The 19197-nt window shown below is 41.9% G+C and carries 18 protein-coding genes; 4 read left to right on the forward strand and 14 right to left on the reverse strand.

Going from position 1 to position 19197, the window contains the following annotated elements:
- Positions 1-6: 6 nt before the first annotated feature.
- The 5 genes from A9239_RS16710 to A9239_RS16730 form a co-directional block, all read right to left on the reverse strand.
- Positions 7-792, reverse strand: coding sequence for an ATPase domain-containing protein (locus A9239_RS16710; protein WP_048119725.1), 786 nt, complete (start codon positions 790-792; stop codon positions 7-9).
- A 194-nt stretch (positions 793-986) separates the two neighbouring features.
- Positions 987-1499, reverse strand: coding sequence for a hypothetical protein (locus tag A9239_RS16715; protein ID WP_230629269.1), 513 nt, complete (start codon positions 1497-1499; stop codon positions 987-989).
- Positions 1496-1990 (reverse strand): hypothetical protein, encoded by a 495-nt coding sequence (locus A9239_RS16720; protein ID WP_048119729.1) that lies wholly within the window; start codon positions 1988-1990, stop codon positions 1496-1498. The genes A9239_RS16715 and A9239_RS16720 overlap by 4 nt, the downstream gene beginning before the upstream one ends.
- A gap of 294 nt (positions 1991-2284) precedes the next feature.
- Positions 2285-2974 (reverse strand): hypothetical protein, encoded by a 690-nt coding sequence (locus A9239_RS16725; protein ID WP_048119731.1) that lies wholly within the window; start codon positions 2972-2974, stop codon positions 2285-2287.
- 76 nt (positions 2975-3050) lie between these two features.
- A complete protein-coding gene (locus tag A9239_RS16730) occupies positions 3051-3677 on the reverse strand; it encodes an archaellin/type IV pilin N-terminal domain-containing protein (RefSeq protein WP_052712679.1) in 627 nt (208 codons plus the stop codon).
- A 442-nt stretch (positions 3678-4119) separates the two neighbouring features.
- Between A9239_RS16730 and A9239_RS19160 the strand changes: the two genes are divergently transcribed.
- A complete protein-coding gene (locus A9239_RS19160; protein ID WP_141706500.1) occupies positions 4120-4494 on the forward strand; it encodes a hypothetical protein in 375 nt (124 codons plus the stop codon).
- Here A9239_RS19160 and hmgA read toward each other — a convergent pair.
- Together hmgA and A9239_RS16740 are read right to left on the reverse strand one after the other, a co-directional pair.
- The gene (gene hmgA / locus A9239_RS16735; protein ID WP_048119733.1) at positions 4427-5683 is read right to left on the reverse strand and encodes a hydroxymethylglutaryl-CoA reductase (NADPH); all 1257 of its coding nucleotides are present in this window, start codon (positions 5681-5683) and stop codon (positions 4427-4429) included. The genes A9239_RS19160 and hmgA overlap by 68 nt on opposite strands.
- 895 nt (positions 5684-6578) lie before the next feature.
- Entirely contained in the window at positions 6579-6947 is a 369-nt protein-coding gene (locus A9239_RS16740) for a DsrE family protein (protein ID WP_048119734.1), read from the reverse strand.
- Between the two features lie 415 nt (positions 6948-7362).
- Between A9239_RS16740 and A9239_RS16745 the strand changes: the two genes are divergently transcribed.
- A complete protein-coding gene (locus A9239_RS16745; RefSeq protein WP_069575382.1) occupies positions 7363-7551 on the forward strand; it encodes a hypothetical protein in 189 nt (62 codons plus the stop codon).
- 97 nt (positions 7552-7648) lie between these two features.
- Here the strand turns inward: A9239_RS16745 and A9239_RS16750 are convergent, their stop codons facing one another.
- The 6 genes from A9239_RS16750 to A9239_RS16775 all read right to left on the reverse strand — a co-directional run bounded on the left by A9239_RS16750 (position 7649) and on the right by A9239_RS16775 (position 16348).
- A complete protein-coding gene (locus tag A9239_RS16750) occupies positions 7649-10258 on the reverse strand; it encodes a valine--tRNA ligase (RefSeq protein WP_048119736.1) in 2610 nt (869 codons plus the stop codon).
- A 503-nt stretch (positions 10259-10761) separates the two neighbouring features.
- The gene (locus A9239_RS16755) at positions 10762-11640 is read right to left on the reverse strand and encodes an ABC transporter permease (RefSeq protein WP_048119738.1); all 879 of its coding nucleotides are present in this window, start codon (positions 11638-11640) and stop codon (positions 10762-10764) included.
- Between the two features lie 14 nt (positions 11641-11654).
- The gene (locus A9239_RS16760; RefSeq protein ID WP_048119740.1) at positions 11655-12599 is read right to left on the reverse strand and encodes an ABC transporter permease; all 945 of its coding nucleotides are present in this window, start codon (positions 12597-12599) and stop codon (positions 11655-11657) included.
- A 49-nt stretch (positions 12600-12648) separates the two neighbouring features.
- Positions 12649-14199, reverse strand: coding sequence for an ABC transporter substrate-binding protein (locus tag A9239_RS16765; protein ID WP_048119742.1), 1551 nt, complete (start codon positions 14197-14199; stop codon positions 12649-12651).
- A gap of 281 nt (positions 14200-14480) precedes the next feature.
- A complete protein-coding gene (locus A9239_RS16770) occupies positions 14481-15395 on the reverse strand; it encodes an ABC transporter ATP-binding protein (RefSeq protein WP_048123183.1) in 915 nt (304 codons plus the stop codon).
- A 14-nt stretch (positions 15396-15409) separates the two neighbouring features.
- Positions 15410-16348, reverse strand: a complete 939-nt coding sequence (locus A9239_RS16775; RefSeq protein ID WP_080941531.1) for an ABC transporter ATP-binding protein — start codon at positions 16346-16348, stop codon at positions 15410-15412.
- 152 nt (positions 16349-16500) lie between these two features.
- On the opposite strand from A9239_RS16775, the gene A9239_RS16780 reads away from it, so the two are divergent.
- Positions 16501-17307 carry a bifunctional 2-polyprenyl-6-hydroxyphenol methylase/3-demethylubiquinol 3-O-methyltransferase UbiG gene (locus tag A9239_RS16780; protein ID WP_048119743.1) on the forward strand — a complete coding sequence of 269 codons (807 nt, stop codon included), beginning with the start codon at positions 16501-16503 and terminating at the stop codon, positions 17305-17307.
- A complete protein-coding gene (locus tag A9239_RS16785) occupies positions 17304-18176 on the forward strand; it encodes a class I SAM-dependent methyltransferase (protein ID WP_230669027.1) in 873 nt (290 codons plus the stop codon). Before A9239_RS16780 ends, A9239_RS16785 begins: the two co-directional genes overlap by 4 nt.
- A gap of 196 nt (positions 18177-18372) precedes the next feature.
- On the opposite strand, the gene A9239_RS16790 is transcribed toward A9239_RS16785, so the two are convergent.
- Entirely contained in the window at positions 18373-19137 is a 765-nt protein-coding gene (locus A9239_RS16790) for an HAD family hydrolase (RefSeq protein WP_048119745.1), read from the reverse strand.
- Between the last annotated feature and the right edge of the window lie 60 nt (positions 19138-19197).

The following is a 19197-nucleotide window of genomic DNA, read 5'->3' on the forward strand; positions in this document are numbered from 1 at the left end:
CCTCTCTCAGGCTTTGACTTTCGAAACTGGAATTATTTTAAGTCCATACTCACTGTTCACATCAAAACTTAACATATTTCCAGTAGTTTTTTTGGCACCTCTCAACTTCTGAATTTCCATAGTCTTTATCAGCTTATCTCCGACCTGTTCAATTCTCAGTTCCAGGCATGAATCGCAAACGGATCTTAGCCTGTAAAGCACTTCCTGGGAAAAAGCATACCCATGAACACTTATTAAAATAGTCTTTTCTTTATCACAAAGTTTTAAACATTCTCTAAAAAAGTTCAATAAGGTATTTTCAGAGGCGCTAACCGCTAAAATCGTTAAAGAATCGATCAGGATAAGTTCTTCTTCACAGTCATTTACACATTCGAGCATCCTCCCTAGCAGATTATTACTTAGCTCGGGACTTTCTTCGACATAACTTGCATTTATTTCAAAGATCCTTAATCTGCCTATTATAAAATAATCTGAGATGTCCTGCTTCAGGCTTTCCATATTATTCAACAATTTACGAGAGGTTTTTTCCGTCGTTAAAGCTAAAACTTTTTTATCCTGGTTGAGAGCTCCACATATAATCTGCTGCATGAAAACTGATTTTCCACTGTCTTTTGCCCCTTCGAGAAGGCAAAGGGAACCTATGGGTACACCTCCTTCCAGTTTTTTATCAATCTCCAGATTTCCTGAGGATATGAATTCTAAGGGTTTCCTCTCAGTTTCCGAGTTATCTGATACCTCTTCACAAAATGTTTCATTTTCAAGAAATAAAGCCTCTTCCGAATTTACTCCCATACTCTTCCTCTCTCCCTTTTTTCAAAGATCAACTGTTTTGTATCTCCTTAGTTTATCTAATTCAACTCATTGACTTAGCCGGAATAATTATAGATTATCAATCAGTAATCTACATCTGGGCTATCAAACCAGTAATCTAAATCTGGACTATCAACCAGTTATCTAATTCTGAACTATCAAACCGATTTTCTAATTCATGCGTTAAAATATCCTGAAGCTTTGACTCCATTTGGGGCAGTTACCAACAGCCAGTTTACACTCTTGTTTTCCAGGGAATCTTCGAGCAAAATCTGCAATTCTATCTCCTCACCCGGATCAAGAATTCCGGGATTTACCAGATCTGGACTTATATTTCCCACAGTCCATTTGTCTTCTAATGCGTCTGAATCTCCCTGGAAGGGAACCCATATGGTTTTTGCAATGCCGGATGTGTTGGAGTACTTAACGATCACGTCCATATAATCATAGTCTCCTACCTTTGTGGAGCCAGTATTATTCAGGGACACGAAAATACCGGCCTCATTTGCAGAAATGTTTGTAATTTCGATTTCGGTTTTCATTATCTCATTCTCATTTTCCTGCATCTCCATTACTGAATTTGCAAGAACATCTGCCATGTAAAACCCCCCGCTTGAGCAGACATAAAATGCCAGGAGGAGGATTGCAACCGAAAGCATTGATGCAATAACCGTTCCGAATCCCATCATGACACCGTAAAATAGGCCTCTTCCGAAACCCCATTGTATGCACTAAATTTAATGAAATACTTCGCTCCGCTGACAAGCACATCAGCAGGCTTTAATCTGATCTGCAGTGTTTCCCCTTTGTCCCAGTTATCGTCATTGCTTTGCTCTATTGAGTAGTTCCAGCAAGGAGCCAGACTTCCATTCTCGTCATATGGTATCCTTTCAAATTTTCCGACCTCCCCAAAAAAAAGGTCAGATCGCTGGATTAAACCGGAAGATATCCCTTTAGGTCCCACGTTTTTAACCCATATGTGAACCTCTAAGCCTTCAGCGGCAGTTGTCTCGTGTAATATTTCAAAATCGGTCAGGATCTGGTCTCCCATTGCATTAGTACGGCTGACTATAGGGTCTCCTGCGGAAATTACAGACGGGTATACAACTGAAACAAATGAAAATGCACAGATAATGGATGCTATTGTTAGAATCGCAGAGCTTATCGCTTCCCCACTCACTTTTCGACCCCGCCTTACTTTCCGAGTCCCATATCAGTTTGAGTAAACTACCTAAGTCCGAATAAACTTAAATCAGTTTGAATGAGCATATAGCCGTTGGATAATATTGATATCTCAACCTGTTTATGTCAGAAATATCGATTATGCCAGTAGCATTGATTCTATTCGACAATAACGGTTAATTATACAGTATTTACCTAAGTTTACTGACACTAATAATGATTAACTGGTATTAATTTGAACATTTGATCTGCTTTTCAGTCGATTTAGCGGTTCGTACATCTAGTCAATTTCTTAGTTCGTACATTTAATTAAAGAAAAATCCTGTCTTCCTTTTTTGTCTTCTCTCCAGCCTGAATTTTCGTAAATAGGCTGGATTCCATTTTTGAATTTCTTAGGGTCGAGAATTGCACTCAGTTGCGAAAGCACTGTAATATTATCTTTCATGCTAACCTTATCTTCACATGCAGGGTCTTCAATGGAAAGGTTTGCAATATTTTTGATAATATACTTGGTCTCTTCAGAAAGCGGTCCGGTAAGTGAATACAGGTCAAGCAGGACTTCTAGGTTGCCGTGTCCAACTGTCCTTATAGCATAATCGACCCAGCGCATGAGTTCAACAAGGGTAAACGTATCAATTTTTCGGGCTGAAATTTCAGGTTCAATCGCCTGTATTTCCTTTGTAGGAGTTTTCTGCCGTGGCATATTTTCTTCGGGAACCCCATCTTGAGAAATGGTTCTGACCGGCTCCTGGACGCTTTCCTTATTTTTATCATTTTTTTCTTCATCAGCAGGTAGTTGATTCTCCACTTCTGCCCCTTTTCCTTTTGTTTCAAGCCTTGAAACTCCATTTTTCTGGTCATTGAAGAAGGGATTTTCATTTCTGTTTACAAGGTCCCTTATATCTACAAGTAATTCCTTGATCTCCCCTTTTACGACTTTAAGTTCAGTTTCCATATCTGCAACTTTTTTCTCCAGTTCCATATTAACCACCTGAACAAAAAATGAAACTTTTTATCCTCCATAAAAGAAGGGAAAGTATCCCTAAAATCCATAGGGATTACTTCAGAACCATAACTTGATCGATCTGTGCCGGAATCACTCTTGTTATTGGGACAATTGCGCCAACCTTTGGTTTTATCTCAAGTCTGAACTCAGTGTTCTCCGCTGAACAAGAAGTTGCAAGCAATGCGACGTCTGGCTCAGTATTGGGTACAGTGATTTCCAGTTGTACTTTCTCGTGCTGTTCTAGAATCGCATCGCCATCGTCATCCCCTACAAATGACTGAGACCATGTCACTTCTGGGCTGTAGATAGCACTGTCAGCATAAGATACCACCAGCATTCCAGGTCCTATATCCACGGGAGACTGCCCTGCTGTAAGCTGAAGGGTGACAAGAATTTTATCTACTGTTCCGCCGGTTGTCGTTGTTGTTCCGTTTACATCTGTTGTGACTATCGGAGTACCTTTTGCTATCACGTCACCTGCAAGTTCAACTGAAGAAGTAGTCTGTTTCACACCCTCCTCGATAGTCTTCTTGGCAGTATCAGAAGTTGTAAACCCTGCCCCAAGCACTACATAAGAAAACACTGCTGCCACAACTACAAAAGCGGTCAGCACAATTGCTGATTCGAGCCCTGTAAAGGCTTTATCGTCTTTTCTAAAAATGCTAAAAATTCCTTTCATTCTGATTCACTCCAAGGATTATTTTTGAATGAAAGTATATAGAGAAATTAAAGGGTCATATTCTCAGCATATCTATATCTCAAGTTTGACAGAGTTTTTGATGGGAAACAAGATATTCAAGAGCTGATCCGCATGGTTCCCTATTAATTACCCCCATACACATCCCCATAAATATTCAATAGATACTAACATCTTCTGATTTATTAACTTTTCTTAAAAATTGATAAAGAGCGCAAATGAAGATATATTAATTAAAGAATTATAGAAAAGCTGTCTACAGATTTGGGAACTATTCTCAAAATTGAAGTTACACCCAAATTTAGAACTGTTTTGAGAAAAATCAAAATTTTAGTAAATCGGTGGCAATATACCCAAAAGTTCTGTAAATTATGATTGACTCTGTATCCTTTTTCTTCACCACAAAAAATAGGAAGCAGAGTCAATGGTCAATATACTCTCTCTCATAAAAGATTATCTTATCGATCAGAAGCTGGAGTTTGCCAATAATGGTAAGAACTCTTATTGGATCATGTTTTACCCGGAAGATCTGATTCTCGTAATCTCAGTGTCTTCCACAACCTTTCCCCTGGAAAGCTTCCTCGCAAGTCTTTTGAAAAAACTGCTTGACCGAAAACCTTTTGAAAAAAGGCTTGACCGAAAACCTCAGCAACATTTGAGTTTGAGAATCTTATCCCCAAAACTTATCCGGCGTGATCAACCGGCTCAACGGTTGCGAGTCAACGGTTGCATTAGAACTTCCCACGGCCTAGCTGGGCATGGGCACGGGCAAGATGTCCTGCAGCCTGAGCTCCTATAAGGTTAACTTCTCCTGCAAGCACGGCAGAAGCTACGATTTCCGCAAATTTCTTAGAGTTTGTTCCAGGAACGTCACCTGCGCCTGCAACATCAAGAATGTTCAGGCAATCCCTCTGGGTCCCAAGACCAGTGCCTCCACCAACGGTTCCCACAGGCAGAGCAGGTAGAGTAACAGAGCAGTGAATTTCTTCATATTTCGTAAGCTCCATACTCGTAATTGCGGTGCTTCCTTCAACAACATGAGCAGCATCCTGTCCGCAGGCCAGATAAATCGCAGCAATAATATTTGCAGCATGAGCATTGAATCCAAGTGCTCCTGCTCTTGCTGAACCCAGCAGGTTTTTGCTGTAGTTTACTTCAAACATGGATTCAGGCGTACATTTGAGGGTTTCCTTGACAATTTCTTTTGGAATCGTAACCTCGGCTACAACGGTTTTTCCTCTTCCGAGAATCGCGCTTATAGAAGCTGGTTTTTTGTCCGTACACATATTTCCTGAAAGAGTAATGGGATGCGCACCGAATTCGTCTTCTATAAGATGCATCACCGCATCGGTAGCTATAGTCACCATGTTCATACCCATGGCGTCTTTTGTATCGTACGAGAACCTGAGGTGTACATCTGTGCCAGTTACGAAGGGTTTTACAGAAAGCAGTTTTCCAAAACGTGTCGTTTTCTCAGCAACGGTTTTCATCTTCTCAAAAATCTCAGGACATTTTACCCACTCATAAAATTCTTTAGCTCTGCTAACACTCTCAAGCTTAAAAACAGGTGCTCTCGTCATTTTGTCTTCAAAAACCCTGACATTTGCTCCTCCTGATTTTGTGATAACCGAGCAGCCACGATTTACACCGGCAACAAGAGCCCCTTCAGTTGTAGCAAGCGGAATGTAGTATTCGGAATTCGCATATTCGCCATTTACCTTCAGAAGTCCGGCAACTCCGAGAGGAATCTGAACTGCACCTATCATGTTTTCAATGTTCTTTTTCGATGCTGCTTCAACATCAAGGGAAAAATTCTGGATATTCTCAAACTCAAGTTTTGTAAATTCCTGTATTGCAAGCCGTCTGATTTTTACTGAAGTCACAGGGTCTGCAAACTCCTCAATCTTACGAAGAGCCACATCTCCATCCAGAACCTTTTGTAAGAGAACTTTCTCTTCTTCACTTAATTCATAATCCTGTAAAAACATGAAATCACCTGCTGAAATTGTTTTATTTTATTTCTAAAAATTAATGAACTGAAGGGCTATAATCTTCAATATTAGATAACCATTTTAAAGTCGTATACTTAAAGTTGTATATTTATATAAAAATCCATTTTTACCCTAATTATGTGCACAAACGCTCTCTTGTTTGATTTGTGTTTTTATATTTTTATTCTAATATGTGCATATTAACATATAATTCATTCCTCAATGTGATATTTTCTATTAGCCCAGAACAATTTAAAAAATAAATTACATATAAAAAGCTCTGTCGGTTTAAACTAATCGAAAAAACACATATGGTATTTTATAGAATATAACATTTACAGAAAGATTCTCAGACCCGGTTACAGCTCCATTAAACCGGAAAAACGAAACATTGCAGATTAGTCCTCTCCTAAGAAATCCTTGATTTTCTATGACTTCCAAGCAACTAAAGGCAGAAATCTGCAATTTTTAAATCAACAAACTTGTGTAAAGATTACCGCCCTTTACCCCCTAACTCAGCCCTCTTGAGCAAACGAACCGAGCGAAAAGGGCACCGTCCTCCCGAGACGGGACTAGGGTGACGGAAATAGGGTGACGGAAATAGGGTGACAGAATTTGGGCAGCGAAAAGAGCACCTTCATCCCGAAATGAAACTGGAGTGAGTAAGGTTTAAAGAACAAAAGGGATTTAAAACGGCTAAAATTGAATGAGGTGTAGATTACAGATTCTACAGGCCGGTTTCAGGTTTATATTTCGTAGAAGAAACGGTTGGGGACAGGCTAGAATTAAGTCAAAGAAAACCTGACTTAGAAAAAGCTACAATAAAACACATTTAATTGCTTAAGGCTGTTATTGCTTGAATATCTTATTTAATTTTAGAAATTTCTAAGGCTCAGAAAGTAATGATTAACTGGTTTTCTTCAGTATATTTAAGAAAGAGTTCGGCTACCTCTTGCGAACAGATGAATTCTATTCCAGGGATCAATTCTTCTTTTTTAAGCCCGATCATATCCGATGCAAGCTGACAACACCGAAACTCCACTCCCATATCTATACATTCCTGTACAGTGTCATCGTACTTGGGCGATCCTCTTGTTTTATCTTTCTTTGCAAGCAGCACTCCCATAGGTCCCCACAGAATAACCAGCACATCGAGCCCCTTATTCCTATAGTACTTCGCAAACTTGAGAGTTTCCTTAGGGCTGGTGCTTTCGTACACCATATTTTTTAGCAGCAATAATGCTTTTTCGACTTTTGTCATAAAAACTCCAGGTCTGAATAATACATTTCTGAAACAGATTACCTAGATGTATATAAAGTTTCACATTGAAAAAGTGAGTCTTTGTTTTTTCACTTTCATAAAATAATATTATTTTTCTTAATAGAGAAAGGAAAAATACAGATACTTACAACTGATTAACTAACTTCACTGCAACGTAAAATCACAGAGATACTTCACCATTTTGAAGCAATCCTGAGCATTTATAGTTATAAAAAAGTATTAAAGTTTATGACTAATTCTAAATGTCCTTATTTGAGACTCCGGCTTTATAGAAATTCTCAATTTAAGCTGAACAGTTTATGTATTTTCTTCATAATATTATACACTAAGAGTTTACTTGCATCTTTGAAAATGATATTTAAGTAATATGAGAAAGAGAATCTGAGAAAATCAATTGAACAGCCGAGATGCAGAATTAAGGCCGAAACTTAAATTGAAGAAGGAGTTTGAGTTTATGGAACCGGACATGAAGGATATTCTGCCTTCAGCTTGCTTTGCCCTTTCAGATTACTCTGTCCTTTCAGATTACTCTGTCCTTTCAGATTACTCTGTCCTTTCAGATTACTCTGTCCTTTCAGATTGATCTGCCAGCTTGCCATACCTCAGCTATTAGTAAAAAGCTGGAAAAAAATAAGCGTTGTCCGAATATCGGACTTTTTCATAAAAAGGTAAGCAAAAGCTTACCTTACGATTACAACAACCGCGCCTCTGACTTCAAGCACATCGACTTCCCTACCGCCGGAAATTACTTCTTTCATTATCTCTACGGCTTCGGGTTCAAGCTCGATCGGTTTGCCGTCTACACTAACGGTTATTTTTCCTGAGGCTGCCTGGGCTTCAATTGCAGCAGGACTCTCGGCTTTGAGAGCTTTAACTACAGCACCTGCATCTTTTCTGAATCTTGGGCCCAGAATCCCCATATTGGGTTTAACTTCCACTGGCACATATTCAAAGGAAGGAGCCCCTTCCATCAACTCAACTTTTGAGTTTGTGGCGCCTGCGATATCTCCTGTATCAATATCTGCATTGTATATCTCAAGCTTTTTCAGGGGGGCATTAAGTGCCATTCCCAGTTCGGACTTGTACCTGCGGACTTCACCTGTAATTTCTTTAATTAGTTCCCCTGCAGCTTCGGCTTCTTCGTTTATGAAGCTTTCATCGACTGCCGGCCAGGCCTGCGTATGAACGCTTTCGTCACTGAGCCGGGAGTGCAGCTCTTCTGCAAAGAAAGGTATGAAAGGTGCAAGCAGAAGCGAGAGAGTTTTAATTGTCCTGTAGAGCACATACTGGGCAGCTCTTCTGCCGTCTGTATCATCGCCATAAAGCCTGCCTTTTACGAGTTCCAGATAGTTGTCAGCAAGAACTTCCCAGGCAAAACCTCGTATGGCCTTGAAAGTAGAATCAAACTGGTACTCATCAAGCTCCTTTGTTGCGGTGTCTACAAGCCTGTTAAGTTTACTCAGCAACCACCTATCAATTATATGGAGAGAGTCCGTCTGGAATTTTTCGGCATCTTCCTGTCCGAAGCCCTTCAGGTGAGACATTGAGAAACGGTAGATACTCCACATCTTCTGGAGGAAACGGGAAGCTGAAACCACATCTTTCCAGCGGAACATTACATCCGAACCTGTGGAGCCACCAACTGCACCCCACTGCCTGAAAGCATCAGCGCTGTACTTTGTGGTTACTTCTTCAGGAGAGATAACATTTCCAAGCGACTTGCTCATCTTATGTCCGTCAGGCCCAAGCACCATACCGTTAATCACTATAGAATCCCAGGGTCTCTTGCCTTCAAGAGCCAGGCTCCGCAGGATTGTGTAAAAAGCCCAGGTTCTGATGATATCATGTCCCTGTGGACGGATCTGCGCAGGCAGGCGGAGGTCATGCTCACTTTCCCAGCCAGTAACATGTAATGCCGTAATAGAGGAGTCCATCCAGGTGTCCAGCACATCGGTTTCAGGTTCAAACTCGGTTGATCCGCAGGAGCAAGCTTTCTTTGGGGCGGCTTCATTAGGATCAATCGGAAGCCAGCTCTCTTCTGCAACCATTACTTTCCCGCACTTCTTACAGTACCAGATAGGAATCGGAGTTGCAAAGATCCTCTGTCTGGAGATGCACCAGTCCCATTCCATAGTGCCTGTCCAGTTCTGAAGCCTGACTTTCATGTAGTCAGGATACCATTTGATCTCATCTGCAGCTTTCAGGATTGCATCGTTGTCGATCTTTACGAACCACTGGGGCTCCGAAAGGATTTCAATCGGGGTGTTACAGCGCCAGCAGAGCCCGACATTCTGTTCCAGAGGTTTCTGGTCATAGAGGAAACCTGCAGCCTTCAGGTCTGCAACTACAGCTTCCCTGCACTCGGCAATGCTCAGGCCTTCATATTTGCCTGCCGCTTTTGTCATCTTACCCTGTTTATCGATGGCCTTTATAAGAGGAAGTTCGTATTTCACCCACCAGCGTACGTCCTGCTTATCCCCGAAAGTACAGATCATTACAGCGCCTGTACCGAATTCAGGCTCAACATCCTCATCGGCAATCAGAGTAACTTTCTGGCCAAAGAGAGGTACTGTAATTTCCTGGCCGACATACTGGCTGTAACGTTTGTCTTCAGGATTTACTGCAACTGCAACACAGGCTGCCATAAGTTCCGGCCTGGTGGTTGCAATGTCTACCTTGTCGAAATGGACGAAGTTAAGCTTTGTTTGCCTTGTTTCATACTCGACTTCTGCAAAAGCAATAGCAGTTTCACAGCGGGGGCACCAGTTGACAGGATGTTCCTCATGGTAGATGTAATCATGATTATACATCCTGACAAAGGATTTTTGCGTTTTTACGAAGTACGAGGGCTTCATAGTAATAAATTCGTTACTCCAATCTACGGAAAAGCCCAGGCGCAGCATTGTTTTGCGCATCTTGTCGATATTTCCTGCAGTCAGTTCCCTGCACATCTTGCGAAACTCAGCACGTGGAACCTGGTTTTTCGTTATTCCATGAATTTCTTCAACCTTGACTTCGGTTGGCAGGCCGTGACAGTCCCAGCCCTGGGGGAACATTACGTTGTACCCGCGCATACGTTTGTATCGGGCAACAAAGTCGATATAGCACCAGTTAAGCGCATTTCCGATATGGAAATTACCTGTAGGATAAGGAGGTGGGGTGTCGATAATGTATTGGGGACGGGGGTCTTCTCCCCAGTTGAAATGGTACATGGAGAGGTCCCATTTATCCATCCACTTTTCCTCAACCTCGCTTGCATTATATTCTTTTGGAATTTCTGATTCTGTCATAAAGACACTCCATGATTGGGAAATAGTGTAAGAATTCTTGGGGTTTAGAGTGCTTGCGATTATTTAAATATATCTGGTTTTGGATAACGTAAATAATTCTTACTTTTTGATGCCTATCCAGTATTTTACAGGAATAGACTTTTTGCTTCTGCTGATTACATTTTTCTCCAAAAAAACAAATTTACCAGTGTATTTTACCAGCGTATAATAATAGTCACGAGACTAAATAATGCAACTGCTCAAATGAGATGCGATGAGATTTTTATTGCAACAATTACAGGCGTGACTAAAGGTATCAGCAATAGAGGTAGCTAATTACTCTGGAAGGTTTTCCAAGTACTGGATACTACAAACATTTTTTCCTGTTTTATTTTTACATTATTTAGGAAAGTCAAAAACATCATCATTTTGGGTAGAAACGAATTTTTAGGGGCTGAAATACATAGGGTAGAAACGAATTTTTAGGGGCTGAACTCTTCTTTTTTATTTCCTTTGCCTGCCAGTTAAAATTCGATAGTATCAGACCGGGGATCTGCAATAGATCTCAGTTCGGAACCGATGAGATTTACCGCAAGAACAAACAGCATGATCATGCCTCCTGAAGATAAAGCCATCATAGGTGCAGTCTGGAGGTATACAAGTCCATCTTTCAGGATTGTTCCCAGTTCTGGTGTAGGAGGCTGAATTCCAAGCCCTAAAAATCCAAGCCCGGAAATTGAAATAATCTTGGACCCTAATCCAAGAGTTGCGATCTCAATAATAGGTCCGTAACTGTTGGGAAGAATATGGTGGAAAAGAATGTATTTATCCGATGCTCCAATTGCCCTGGCTGCCTCGACGAATCCGCTATTTTTCAGTGAAAGAGTTGATCCCCGGATTAATCGTGCATATTTTGCCCAGCCAGGAATGGAAAGAGATAGAATAATTCCTGCAGGACTTGGGCCTACAACTCCTACAATCGCAATTGAAAGAACTATACTGGGGAAGGCAAGAAAGATATCTGTCAATCGCATCAAGAAAGCATCATACCTGCTGAAATAACCTGCATACATTCCTATGATAATTCCTGCAGGCACGATAATTAAAGTCGAAATAACTGCAATGAAGAATGAAGTCTGTGCACCATATAATATACGGCTGAAAATACACCTTCCAAACTGGTCTGTCCCAAGAGGAAAAGATGCTGATGGAGGAGATAACTTTTCTTCAAGATGCATCTCTGCAGGGTCATGCGGGGAAATCGCCGGAGCCATTACAGCCATCATGGAGATAAGAATAAACAGCAGAACTCCTATTGTAAGCGTTACATTGCTCCGCAAAACTCCCCATACTCTTTTCATTTCGGAAACTGCCAGTTTTTCGTCAAAGTATGAGTGTTCCATATATATTCTCCCTATTATTCCCCCTGAGCCCTGACTGATGGGTCAAGATAAAGCTGGGCTAGGTCAACAAAGAGATTAATAAGCACTATGATCACCGCGAAGGTAAGCATACATCCCTGCATCACCATGATGTCCATCGAAGAAACAGAGCTAACAAGAAGCCATCCAAGTCCTGGAAGTGCAAAAATAGTTTCAATGGTAACTGCCCCTCCGAAAATCCATCCGAACTGAGTTCCCATATATATAATCACAGGGAGAAGTGCATTCTTTAGAGCATGTTTTTGAATAATTTTTTTGCGGCTGAGCCCCTTTGCACGTGCTGTCCTTATATAATCCTGCTCAAGCGTTTCAATCATGCTTGTCCTCATGATACGCATTGTAATTGCAATAAGGCCAATCGAGAGAGTCAGGGATGGAAGGATAAAGTATTCTATTCCTCCTGTTCCTGCAACCGGAAAGATGTCTAGATAGATGCCTCCGATGAGCATAAAAACTATAGCAATAAAATACTCAGGGATCGAGAGGCAGACTATTGAAGTAAGCCTGCAGAGGTGATCTACAGGCCCGTTCTGTCTCAGAGCTGCTGCAATTCCAAGAGGGATAGCTATAATAGCCGAGAATAACATTGAGAGAGAGGCTAGATAGAAGGTCGTAGGCAGAGCATTTCTGATCTCTTCAATAGTGCTCCTTTTTGTCTGATAGGAATATCCCAGGTCCCCATGCACAACCCTTGAAATCCATTTTAGATAACTGACATACCAGGGATCGTCAAGCCCCATCTCTTCATGAAGTATGGCTACCGCCTCTTTAGGTGGACTTTCGGTACCAAGAGTAGCCCTGAGCGTAATTTCAGCTGGGTCCCCTGGTGAAAGAGAAATTACTGTAAAAGTGATGAGAGATATCCCTACCATGACCTGTATCATTTGAAACAGACGGTTCAGTATAATTCTACGTATCATTCTTACTCAAACTCTTTTAAATGAAAAAGTGGTGGGTAGAATACCCACATCAGGAAATTGAGACATTCTGAAGGTCGAAAGAGTACTCTGTAGGATGGAGACGATATCCCTTTATGTTCGAAGTTGTGACGTCGATATTAACGTAGTAGTTAAGATACGCAACCGGCGCTTCTTCGACAACAATTGCCTGAACTTCATCATAGAGTTTTTTTCTGGCAGCTTCATCGGAAGTAGTTCTGGCCTGCTCAATCAACTGATCTACAGTGTCGTTGTGCCAGCGATATGCCCCCCAACCGTCGATTGATGTGCCGCTTGAGTGATAGTCCGTCATCATTATCTCATCTGGATCAGGTACGAAAAATAGTCCTCTTCCTACAAGGTAAATATCGAAATCTCCTTTATTCCTCTGGGTATTTGCGGCATCGGTATTGAGGACCTTAAGTTCTGTCTCTATGCCTACTTTCTTAAGCTGCTGCTGGATCACCTCAGCGATCGACGGCAGTTCTGCTCTTTCAGAATAAGTAACTAATGTAATCTTCATAGGCTTGCCATTTTTATCACGGATCCCATCACCATCCGAGTCGGTCCATCCCGCTTCATCAAGGAGTGTTTTTGCTTTCTCCACGTCGTAAGTATAAGGGGCAATATCCTTGTTTGCCCAGTAAAACTGAGGAGGAAAAAGCCCTGATGCTGTGGTTCCGTATCCGTAAAGGACAGAATTCACTATTGCTTCCCGATCTATAGCGTAATTAACAGCCTGACGTACCTTTTTATCTTTGAAGGGCTCCTTTTCCGTATTGAACGTTATCATCCTTACACGAGCGATAGGCTCTTCAAGGACTGTATAATCAGCCTTTTCGGTATATTTATCAGCAACATCGGGCGAAAGAATCATTGCTATCTGAATGTCCTTACTGTCAAGGAGCATCTTTCTTGTAAGTACTTCAGGAATTACCCGGTATACCACTTTATCAACTGAAGCAACATGTCCCCAGTAATTGGGATTCTTGACGAGAACAATTTCTTCGTCCGGTTTCCAGGATTCAAAGATAAAAGGCCCGGTACCGATAGGCTTTGTGACATTTCCGCTTGCATCATAAGATCCGGGGGCAAGAGCAGCACTTTCTCCTTTGGAAAGATAGGCAGGAAGTGCAGGGAAAGTTGAATTGAGATTGATTACCAATGTCAGGTTATCAGGAACCTCAATAGACGTTACAGGAATTTTTCCGAATGTTGATGCCGATTGGATAAAGGACCTTTCGAGTGATTTTTTCATTATTTCGGCTGTGAAAGGTGTCCCATCATGGAATAAAACGCCCTCTCTCAATTTGAATGTCCATTTTTTTCCATCACTGGAGACTTCCCATGATTTTGCAAGATTTGGGATAATCTTTCCTTCATAATCAACTCCTACGAGAGTTTCTACGTACCCGAGCCTTTGAGGAACAGTCCCCGATATGTGAGGATCAATAGAGGTGGGACTCCATTGACCTGAGACAAATAATGTTTGATTATCTCCTTTTTGTTCTTTGTCTGTACAGCCGGCTCCCAGGACAACTAGAGCCAGTAGAATAAAGAGAATTCCCTCTTTTCGTTTCATATTTACTAATCACACCTGAGACTGTTATGTATCAACATCAAATTCTGCAAAAACTTACATACACAAGAAGTTTTGGAGTAATCATCTTAATTTTGGATAACCTGTTGGGATGGAGAATTCGTTGAGACAATACGGGATAATTTATTGGAGTAAGCACTCCGATTGTAGTTGTACCGCTAAAATCTATCAGGGATATATCAAAAGTGTACGATTAATCAAGTGAGAGTGTACGATTAATCAAGTGAGAGTGTACGATTAATCAAGTGAGAGTGTACGATTAATCAAGTAGGCGAAAAGTTATGGCAACGAACCCGTCTATCTTCATATTCCACCATTTCAGGGCTGTGAAGGCATTTTTCTGTCTTTTCCGGGCAGAATTGATAATATACGCATGAACCTGGAATCTTTGTCCCTTGAAGTTCAGATGGTGGTAAGGAACCGGAATCAGAGACAGATGTGATTCTGCAAGTAAATGGGTGGTATGGCCTATCCAGAATACCCTGTCCCTCTTCTACTATCTGCCCGGCAAACATTACAGCTGTCCGGTCTCCAATAGCGTGCGCAAGCCCCTGGTCGTGAGTAATGAAGAGAAGGGCACATCCGAGGTCTTGCTGGAGTGCTTTCAGGAGGTGTATGATAGATGCCTGAGTGGAGACATCAAGCATTGAAGTAGGTTCGTCACATATGAGAAGTGAAGGCTCAAGTGCAATAGCACGAGCAATAACAGCACGTTGCAGTTCTCCACCGCTGAGCTGGTGAGGATATCTGGCTGCCTGCTCAGGTTCGAGCCCAACGAGCCTAAGAAGCCTTTTTAGCTCTTCATACATCTGCCTTCCGTGTAACGAATCAGGATGTATGCGAAAAGGTTCGCAGATTGAGTAAGCTATCGTCCACCTGGGGTCCAGGGAGCTTTCAGGCTGTTGAGGCACAATCTGAAGTTTTTTCCGGACAGAGCGGAGTTCTTTCCCTTTCAGTCTTGTAAGAGCCTGACCCTCAAAGAATATCTCTCCCCGTGTTGGAGGAATAAGCAAGAGGAGCAGTCTTGAGAGAGTAGACTTTCCACATCCGCTTTCTCCTACAAGAGTAAGGGTTTCTCCTGCTTCGATCCTGATATTTACATTATCAACAGCGATGATCCGGTTTTTTCCTGGAGAATTGGGAGCGAATATCTTGGTCAGGCCTCTTCCTTCAATCATGAGACTTTCTCCCTTCAATCATACAGCCAGCACCTGACAGCCGATCCTTCCAGAAGATGAATAAGAGGAGGTTCGACCCTGCACTTTTCTATTGCAGATGCACATCGAACCCGGAATTTACAGCCTCCATCGTTTTCTTCTGAATCTCCTGTTACGGATGGTATAGGGTGAAGACCGTTTTCAGGGAGCGAACGAAGTAACCCTCTGGAATAAGGATGCAGTGGCCCATCAAAAAATTCCTGCCTCCCTCTTATTTCCACTATCCTCCCGGAATACATAACTGCAATTCTATCCGCGAGGTTTTTGGCAAATTGGAGATCGTGCGTGATGATAATCAGAGTAATTCCTTCATCACGTAAAACCCGAAGAAGGTAGGTGATAGCCTGCTTATTCATTATGTCTATACCCTTTGTAGGTTCGTCTGCAATAAGCACTTCCGGATGGCCTGATATTCCCATAGCTACAAGTGAGCGTTGAAGCATTCCGCCACTGAATGAATAAGGATAGGAGTTTATTCTTTCCTCAGGGGGAGTTATTCTGATGAATTTAAGGAGTTCAAGGACCTTTTTTCTAATTTTATTTTTGTCTTTTTCTATATGGAGAGAGATCGGTTCTCCAATTTGGTTTCCCACAGTCATCGAAGGATTCATTGCTCCGGCGGGGTTCTGAGGAACCCATGCAATCTTTCTACCACGGATCATTTCAAGTTCATTTTCAGAAAGGGTTAGAAGATCATCCCCATGATATCGTATAACTCCGTTTACAGTGCAATTTGCAGGCAGCAGCCCTAGTAGCGCCAGTCCCAATACCGATTTTCCGCTACCGCTCTCTCCTATAACTGCAAGTGTCTCGGACTTTTCGATGTTAATGTCAACCCCATCAACCGCCCGGACGACAGTGCTTGAAACGGGAAAATGTACACACAACTGTTGAACATCAAGAATCATGGTCATCTTGCTACATCTGCGTATCTTTTGTTATGAAAATTACAGGGTGTATGTTGTTACTATTTATATTTCTTTTCATATATTCCATTATAATAAAGAAATAAGTTATTATATCTTAATACTAATTTTTAGTTAATTAATAATTTTGAAGGAATAATATGGTTACGCAGATCGATTGGGAGACAGCCTGGGCTGCAGGCATCGGTGAGATGAATAGGCTTTCTACCACAAACTACTGGAATCAAAGGGCAGAGGATTATTCTGATATGGTATTGGCAAGTGACTGTAACCATGGCCGGAATATCCTCAACCTGTTTGAAAAAGAAGGGCTACTGCAGAAGGATTGGCATATTTTAGATATCGCATCAGGCCCAGGAGCGATAACGATTCCATTTGCAGAGAGGGTACGCAGGGTGACCGCTGTCGAGCCTGCAGAGAAGATGGCAGCAGCATTGATGTCATATGCGCAGAACAGAGAGCTTTCCAATGTTGAAATAATCCCTAAGACCTGGCAGGAAGTAGATGAGACAGCTTATTCGAAAAACTATGACCTGGTTATCTGCTGCCATGCACTCTGGCAATTTTCGGATATTCTTTCGCAGATCCGGCGGATGGAGACAGTATCCAGAGGTTACTGTTGTCTTGCTCATGGGTTCGAGGCTCCTTCAGAGACCCTCAAACTAACGGAAGCTCTTGGGATCAATGAAGGTGGGTTTGATCAGTTCATCACAGTTTTTAATATTCTCAATGATTCTGGAGTGTACCCTAACGTTGATGTGATCGATTACACACTTAATCGGCCAGTTACCTCGGCAGTTACCTCGGTTGAGAAACGTGTCGAAAAACATCGACCTCTGAACTACCGGGACAGAGAGATTATTCAGGAATACGTGCAAAATCACGCTAATGAAGGCATATATCAGGTTAATGGCAGGATGGGTTTACTATGGTGGAAGGTAGCATGACTTCCGACTCTCTTACAGCCCCTGTAGATTGGGTTAGATTCTGGGAAGACAACTATGATGCACGGTCTAAAATTATGTTCAGGGACTATGAGCTCGATGACTGGAGTGAAAGGGCAGTGGATTACTCGGAATCCAGGCGGACAAACAATTACGAGTTCGGAGGGTCAGTATACTCTACACTTGCTCTCCATGGAGTTGTTTCTCCTCACTCAAGGGTCCTTGAAGTTGGTGCAGGTCCGGGAACATTTGTAATCCCCTTCGCAAAGAAGGTTGATCATATAACTGCTATTGAGCCTTCAGAAGGAATGATCCGTATGATCTCTCAAAATGCCGTGGAAGCCGGAGTGAATAACTATGATATTATCCCAAAAATCTGGCAGGATGTAAATATTGAAGATTTTAGGGAACGGTATGACCTTACTATCACCTCAACCGTCATATGGATGTTTCGTGATATTATGACCCAGATAAGCCGGATGGAAGAGGTAACACAGGGACACTGCTGCGTGGTTGGCGGGGTAGGCACAGGGCAGACATTTGAAGCCAAACTCTGGAAGAAAATCATGGGCAACAAACCTCGTCCCCAGTACCCGGAATACCCTTTGATCTATAATCTCCTTTACACATATGGAAGAGTCCCTCATGTTAGATTTATTGATTATACAAGTATAAGATCGCCTGAGAACATGCTCAGGATGTACAGGGTTTTCTACTCAATATATACGGAGGTTACACCTGAGATTGAAGAAATTATTAGAGAGGAATTATATCGTGACTCAGGAGAAGGACCGTGTATCAGGAAATACCGCTCCGCTGTGGTCTGGTGGAATCCGGCTGTTCGAAGGAAAGAGTTTACAGGTACTGCCTGAGGATTTCCGGCAGTTTACATAAAAAGTGTGAAGGATAAAAAGTGTGAAGGATAAAAAGTGTGAAGGATAAAAAGTTGTGAAGGATAAAAAGTGTGAAGGAAAAAATAAGGGAACAGTAAATATGAGTGATTGGGAGAGTCACTGAGTGAATATTCTCCCAAATATTACTTTTTAGAAGACAGAAAATGTTATAGAGTCAATCTGTCAATCCGAATTGCTCCCAGGCATCTTTAATATTCATGGCACGCATTCCCAGTTTTTTTGCAGGCGCTAGCTCGTTTTCTTCAGAGTCTCCTATTGACATGACACATTTGGGTTCGAGTTCAAGGCCCATCCTTTTGAGCGCAGTCATAAAAAGCCTGAGATCAGGTTTCTTATACCCTACATCCGATGAGAAGATAACAAAGTCAAAATAATCATGGAGCCCGAGAAACCTGAGTTCCAGTTCAGAAAAAACTCTTTGCCCATTGGAGATTACACACTTGGGAACGTTTATGCAATGTTCAATCAGTTTGATGCTCTGAGGAAAAGCACGGAGTTTCCGTATCGAAGCTGCCCGAAAGACCCGTGAAGCTTCTACTCCCAGGCTGTTCTCGTCAATATTCCAGACCGAATTTTCCCTGCAGATCTCTGCAAAGATTTCCTCTACCTTTATCTCAGGGTACACTTCCCTGGAATTCTCCATTTTCTGCCTGACCTTAGACATATACGTATCCCACAGCTTTTCGGGAGCGATTTTCACTCCCTGATAGGCAAGCCATGAGCTCAGTACTTTATATGTCTCCAGGTTATGTTCGTCAGTATGGATGTCAATGAGGGTCTCATAGCAGTCAAAGATGACCCCTTTTATATGACAGCTCTCAAATGCCTCCTCTCCCTTTGCAAGAGAATGACTAAGAAATGTAACTTCGTCCTTGCTTACCTCAGGTTCGTGATCCTCCGATATGCTCTTTCCTCCCATATCCCTTTTACTTAAGCTTCGACTTCATGTTTTATCTGTAATTAATTGTCTTTAAGCACT

It is taken from the genome of Methanosarcina sp. A14 (assembly GCF_001729375.1).
Taxonomy (GTDB): domain Archaea; phylum Halobacteriota; class Methanosarcinia; order Methanosarcinales; family Methanosarcinaceae; genus Methanosarcina; species Methanosarcina barkeri.

What these genes read in the sequence shown, in the direction of transcription:
- A9239_RS16710 (WP_048119725.1), bottom strand. Translation starts at nt 792, where the DNA reads ATGGGAGTAAATTCGGAAGAGGCTTTATTTCTTGAAAATGAAACATTT.
- A9239_RS16715 (WP_230629269.1), bottom strand. Translation starts at nt 1,499, where the DNA reads ATGATGGGATTCGGAACGGTTATTGCATCAATGCTTTCGGTTGCAATC.
- A9239_RS16725 (WP_048119731.1), bottom strand. Translation starts at nt 2,974, where the DNA reads ATGGAACTGGAGAAAAAAGTTGCAGATATGGAAACTGAACTTAAAGTC.
- A9239_RS16730 (WP_052712679.1), bottom strand. Translation starts at nt 3,677, where the DNA reads ATGAAAGGAATTTTTAGCATTTTTAGAAAAGACGATAAAGCCTTTACA.
- A9239_RS19160 (WP_141706500.1), top strand. Translation starts at nt 4,120, where the DNA reads ATGGTCAATATACTCTCTCTCATAAAAGATTATCTTATCGATCAGAAG.
- hmgA (WP_048119733.1), bottom strand. Translation starts at nt 5,683, where the DNA reads ATGTTTTTACAGGATTATGAATTAAGTGAAGAAGAGAAAGTTCTCTTA.
- A9239_RS16740 (WP_048119734.1), bottom strand. Translation starts at nt 6,947, where the DNA reads ATGACAAAAGTCGAAAAAGCATTATTGCTGCTAAAAAATATGGTGTAC.
- A9239_RS16750 (WP_048119736.1), bottom strand. Translation starts at nt 10,258, where the DNA reads ATGACAGAATCAGAAATTCCAAAAGAATATAATGCAAGCGAGGTTGAG.
- A9239_RS16755 (WP_048119738.1), bottom strand. Translation starts at nt 11,640, where the DNA reads ATGGAACACTCATACTTTGACGAAAAACTGGCAGTTTCCGAAATGAAA.
- A9239_RS16760 (WP_048119740.1), bottom strand. Translation starts at nt 12,599, where the DNA reads ATGATACGTAGAATTATACTGAACCGTCTGTTTCAAATGATACAGGTC.
- A9239_RS16765 (WP_048119742.1), bottom strand. Translation starts at nt 14,199, where the DNA reads ATGAAACGAAAAGAGGGAATTCTCTTTATTCTACTGGCTCTAGTTGTC.
- A9239_RS16770 (WP_048123183.1), bottom strand. Translation starts at nt 15,395, where the DNA reads ATGATTGAAGGAAGAGGCCTGACCAAGATATTCGCTCCCAATTCTCCA.
- A9239_RS16775 (WP_080941531.1), bottom strand. Translation starts at nt 16,348, where the DNA reads ATGACCATGATTCTTGATGTTCAACAGTTGTGTGTACATTTTCCCGTT.
- A9239_RS16780 (WP_048119743.1), top strand. Translation starts at nt 16,501, where the DNA reads ATGGTTACGCAGATCGATTGGGAGACAGCCTGGGCTGCAGGCATCGGT.
- A9239_RS16785 (WP_230669027.1), top strand. Translation starts at nt 17,304, where the DNA reads ATGACTTCCGACTCTCTTACAGCCCCTGTAGATTGGGTTAGATTCTGG.
- A9239_RS16790 (WP_048119745.1), bottom strand. Translation starts at nt 19,137, where the DNA reads ATGGGAGGAAAGAGCATATCGGAGGATCACGAACCTGAGGTAAGCAAG.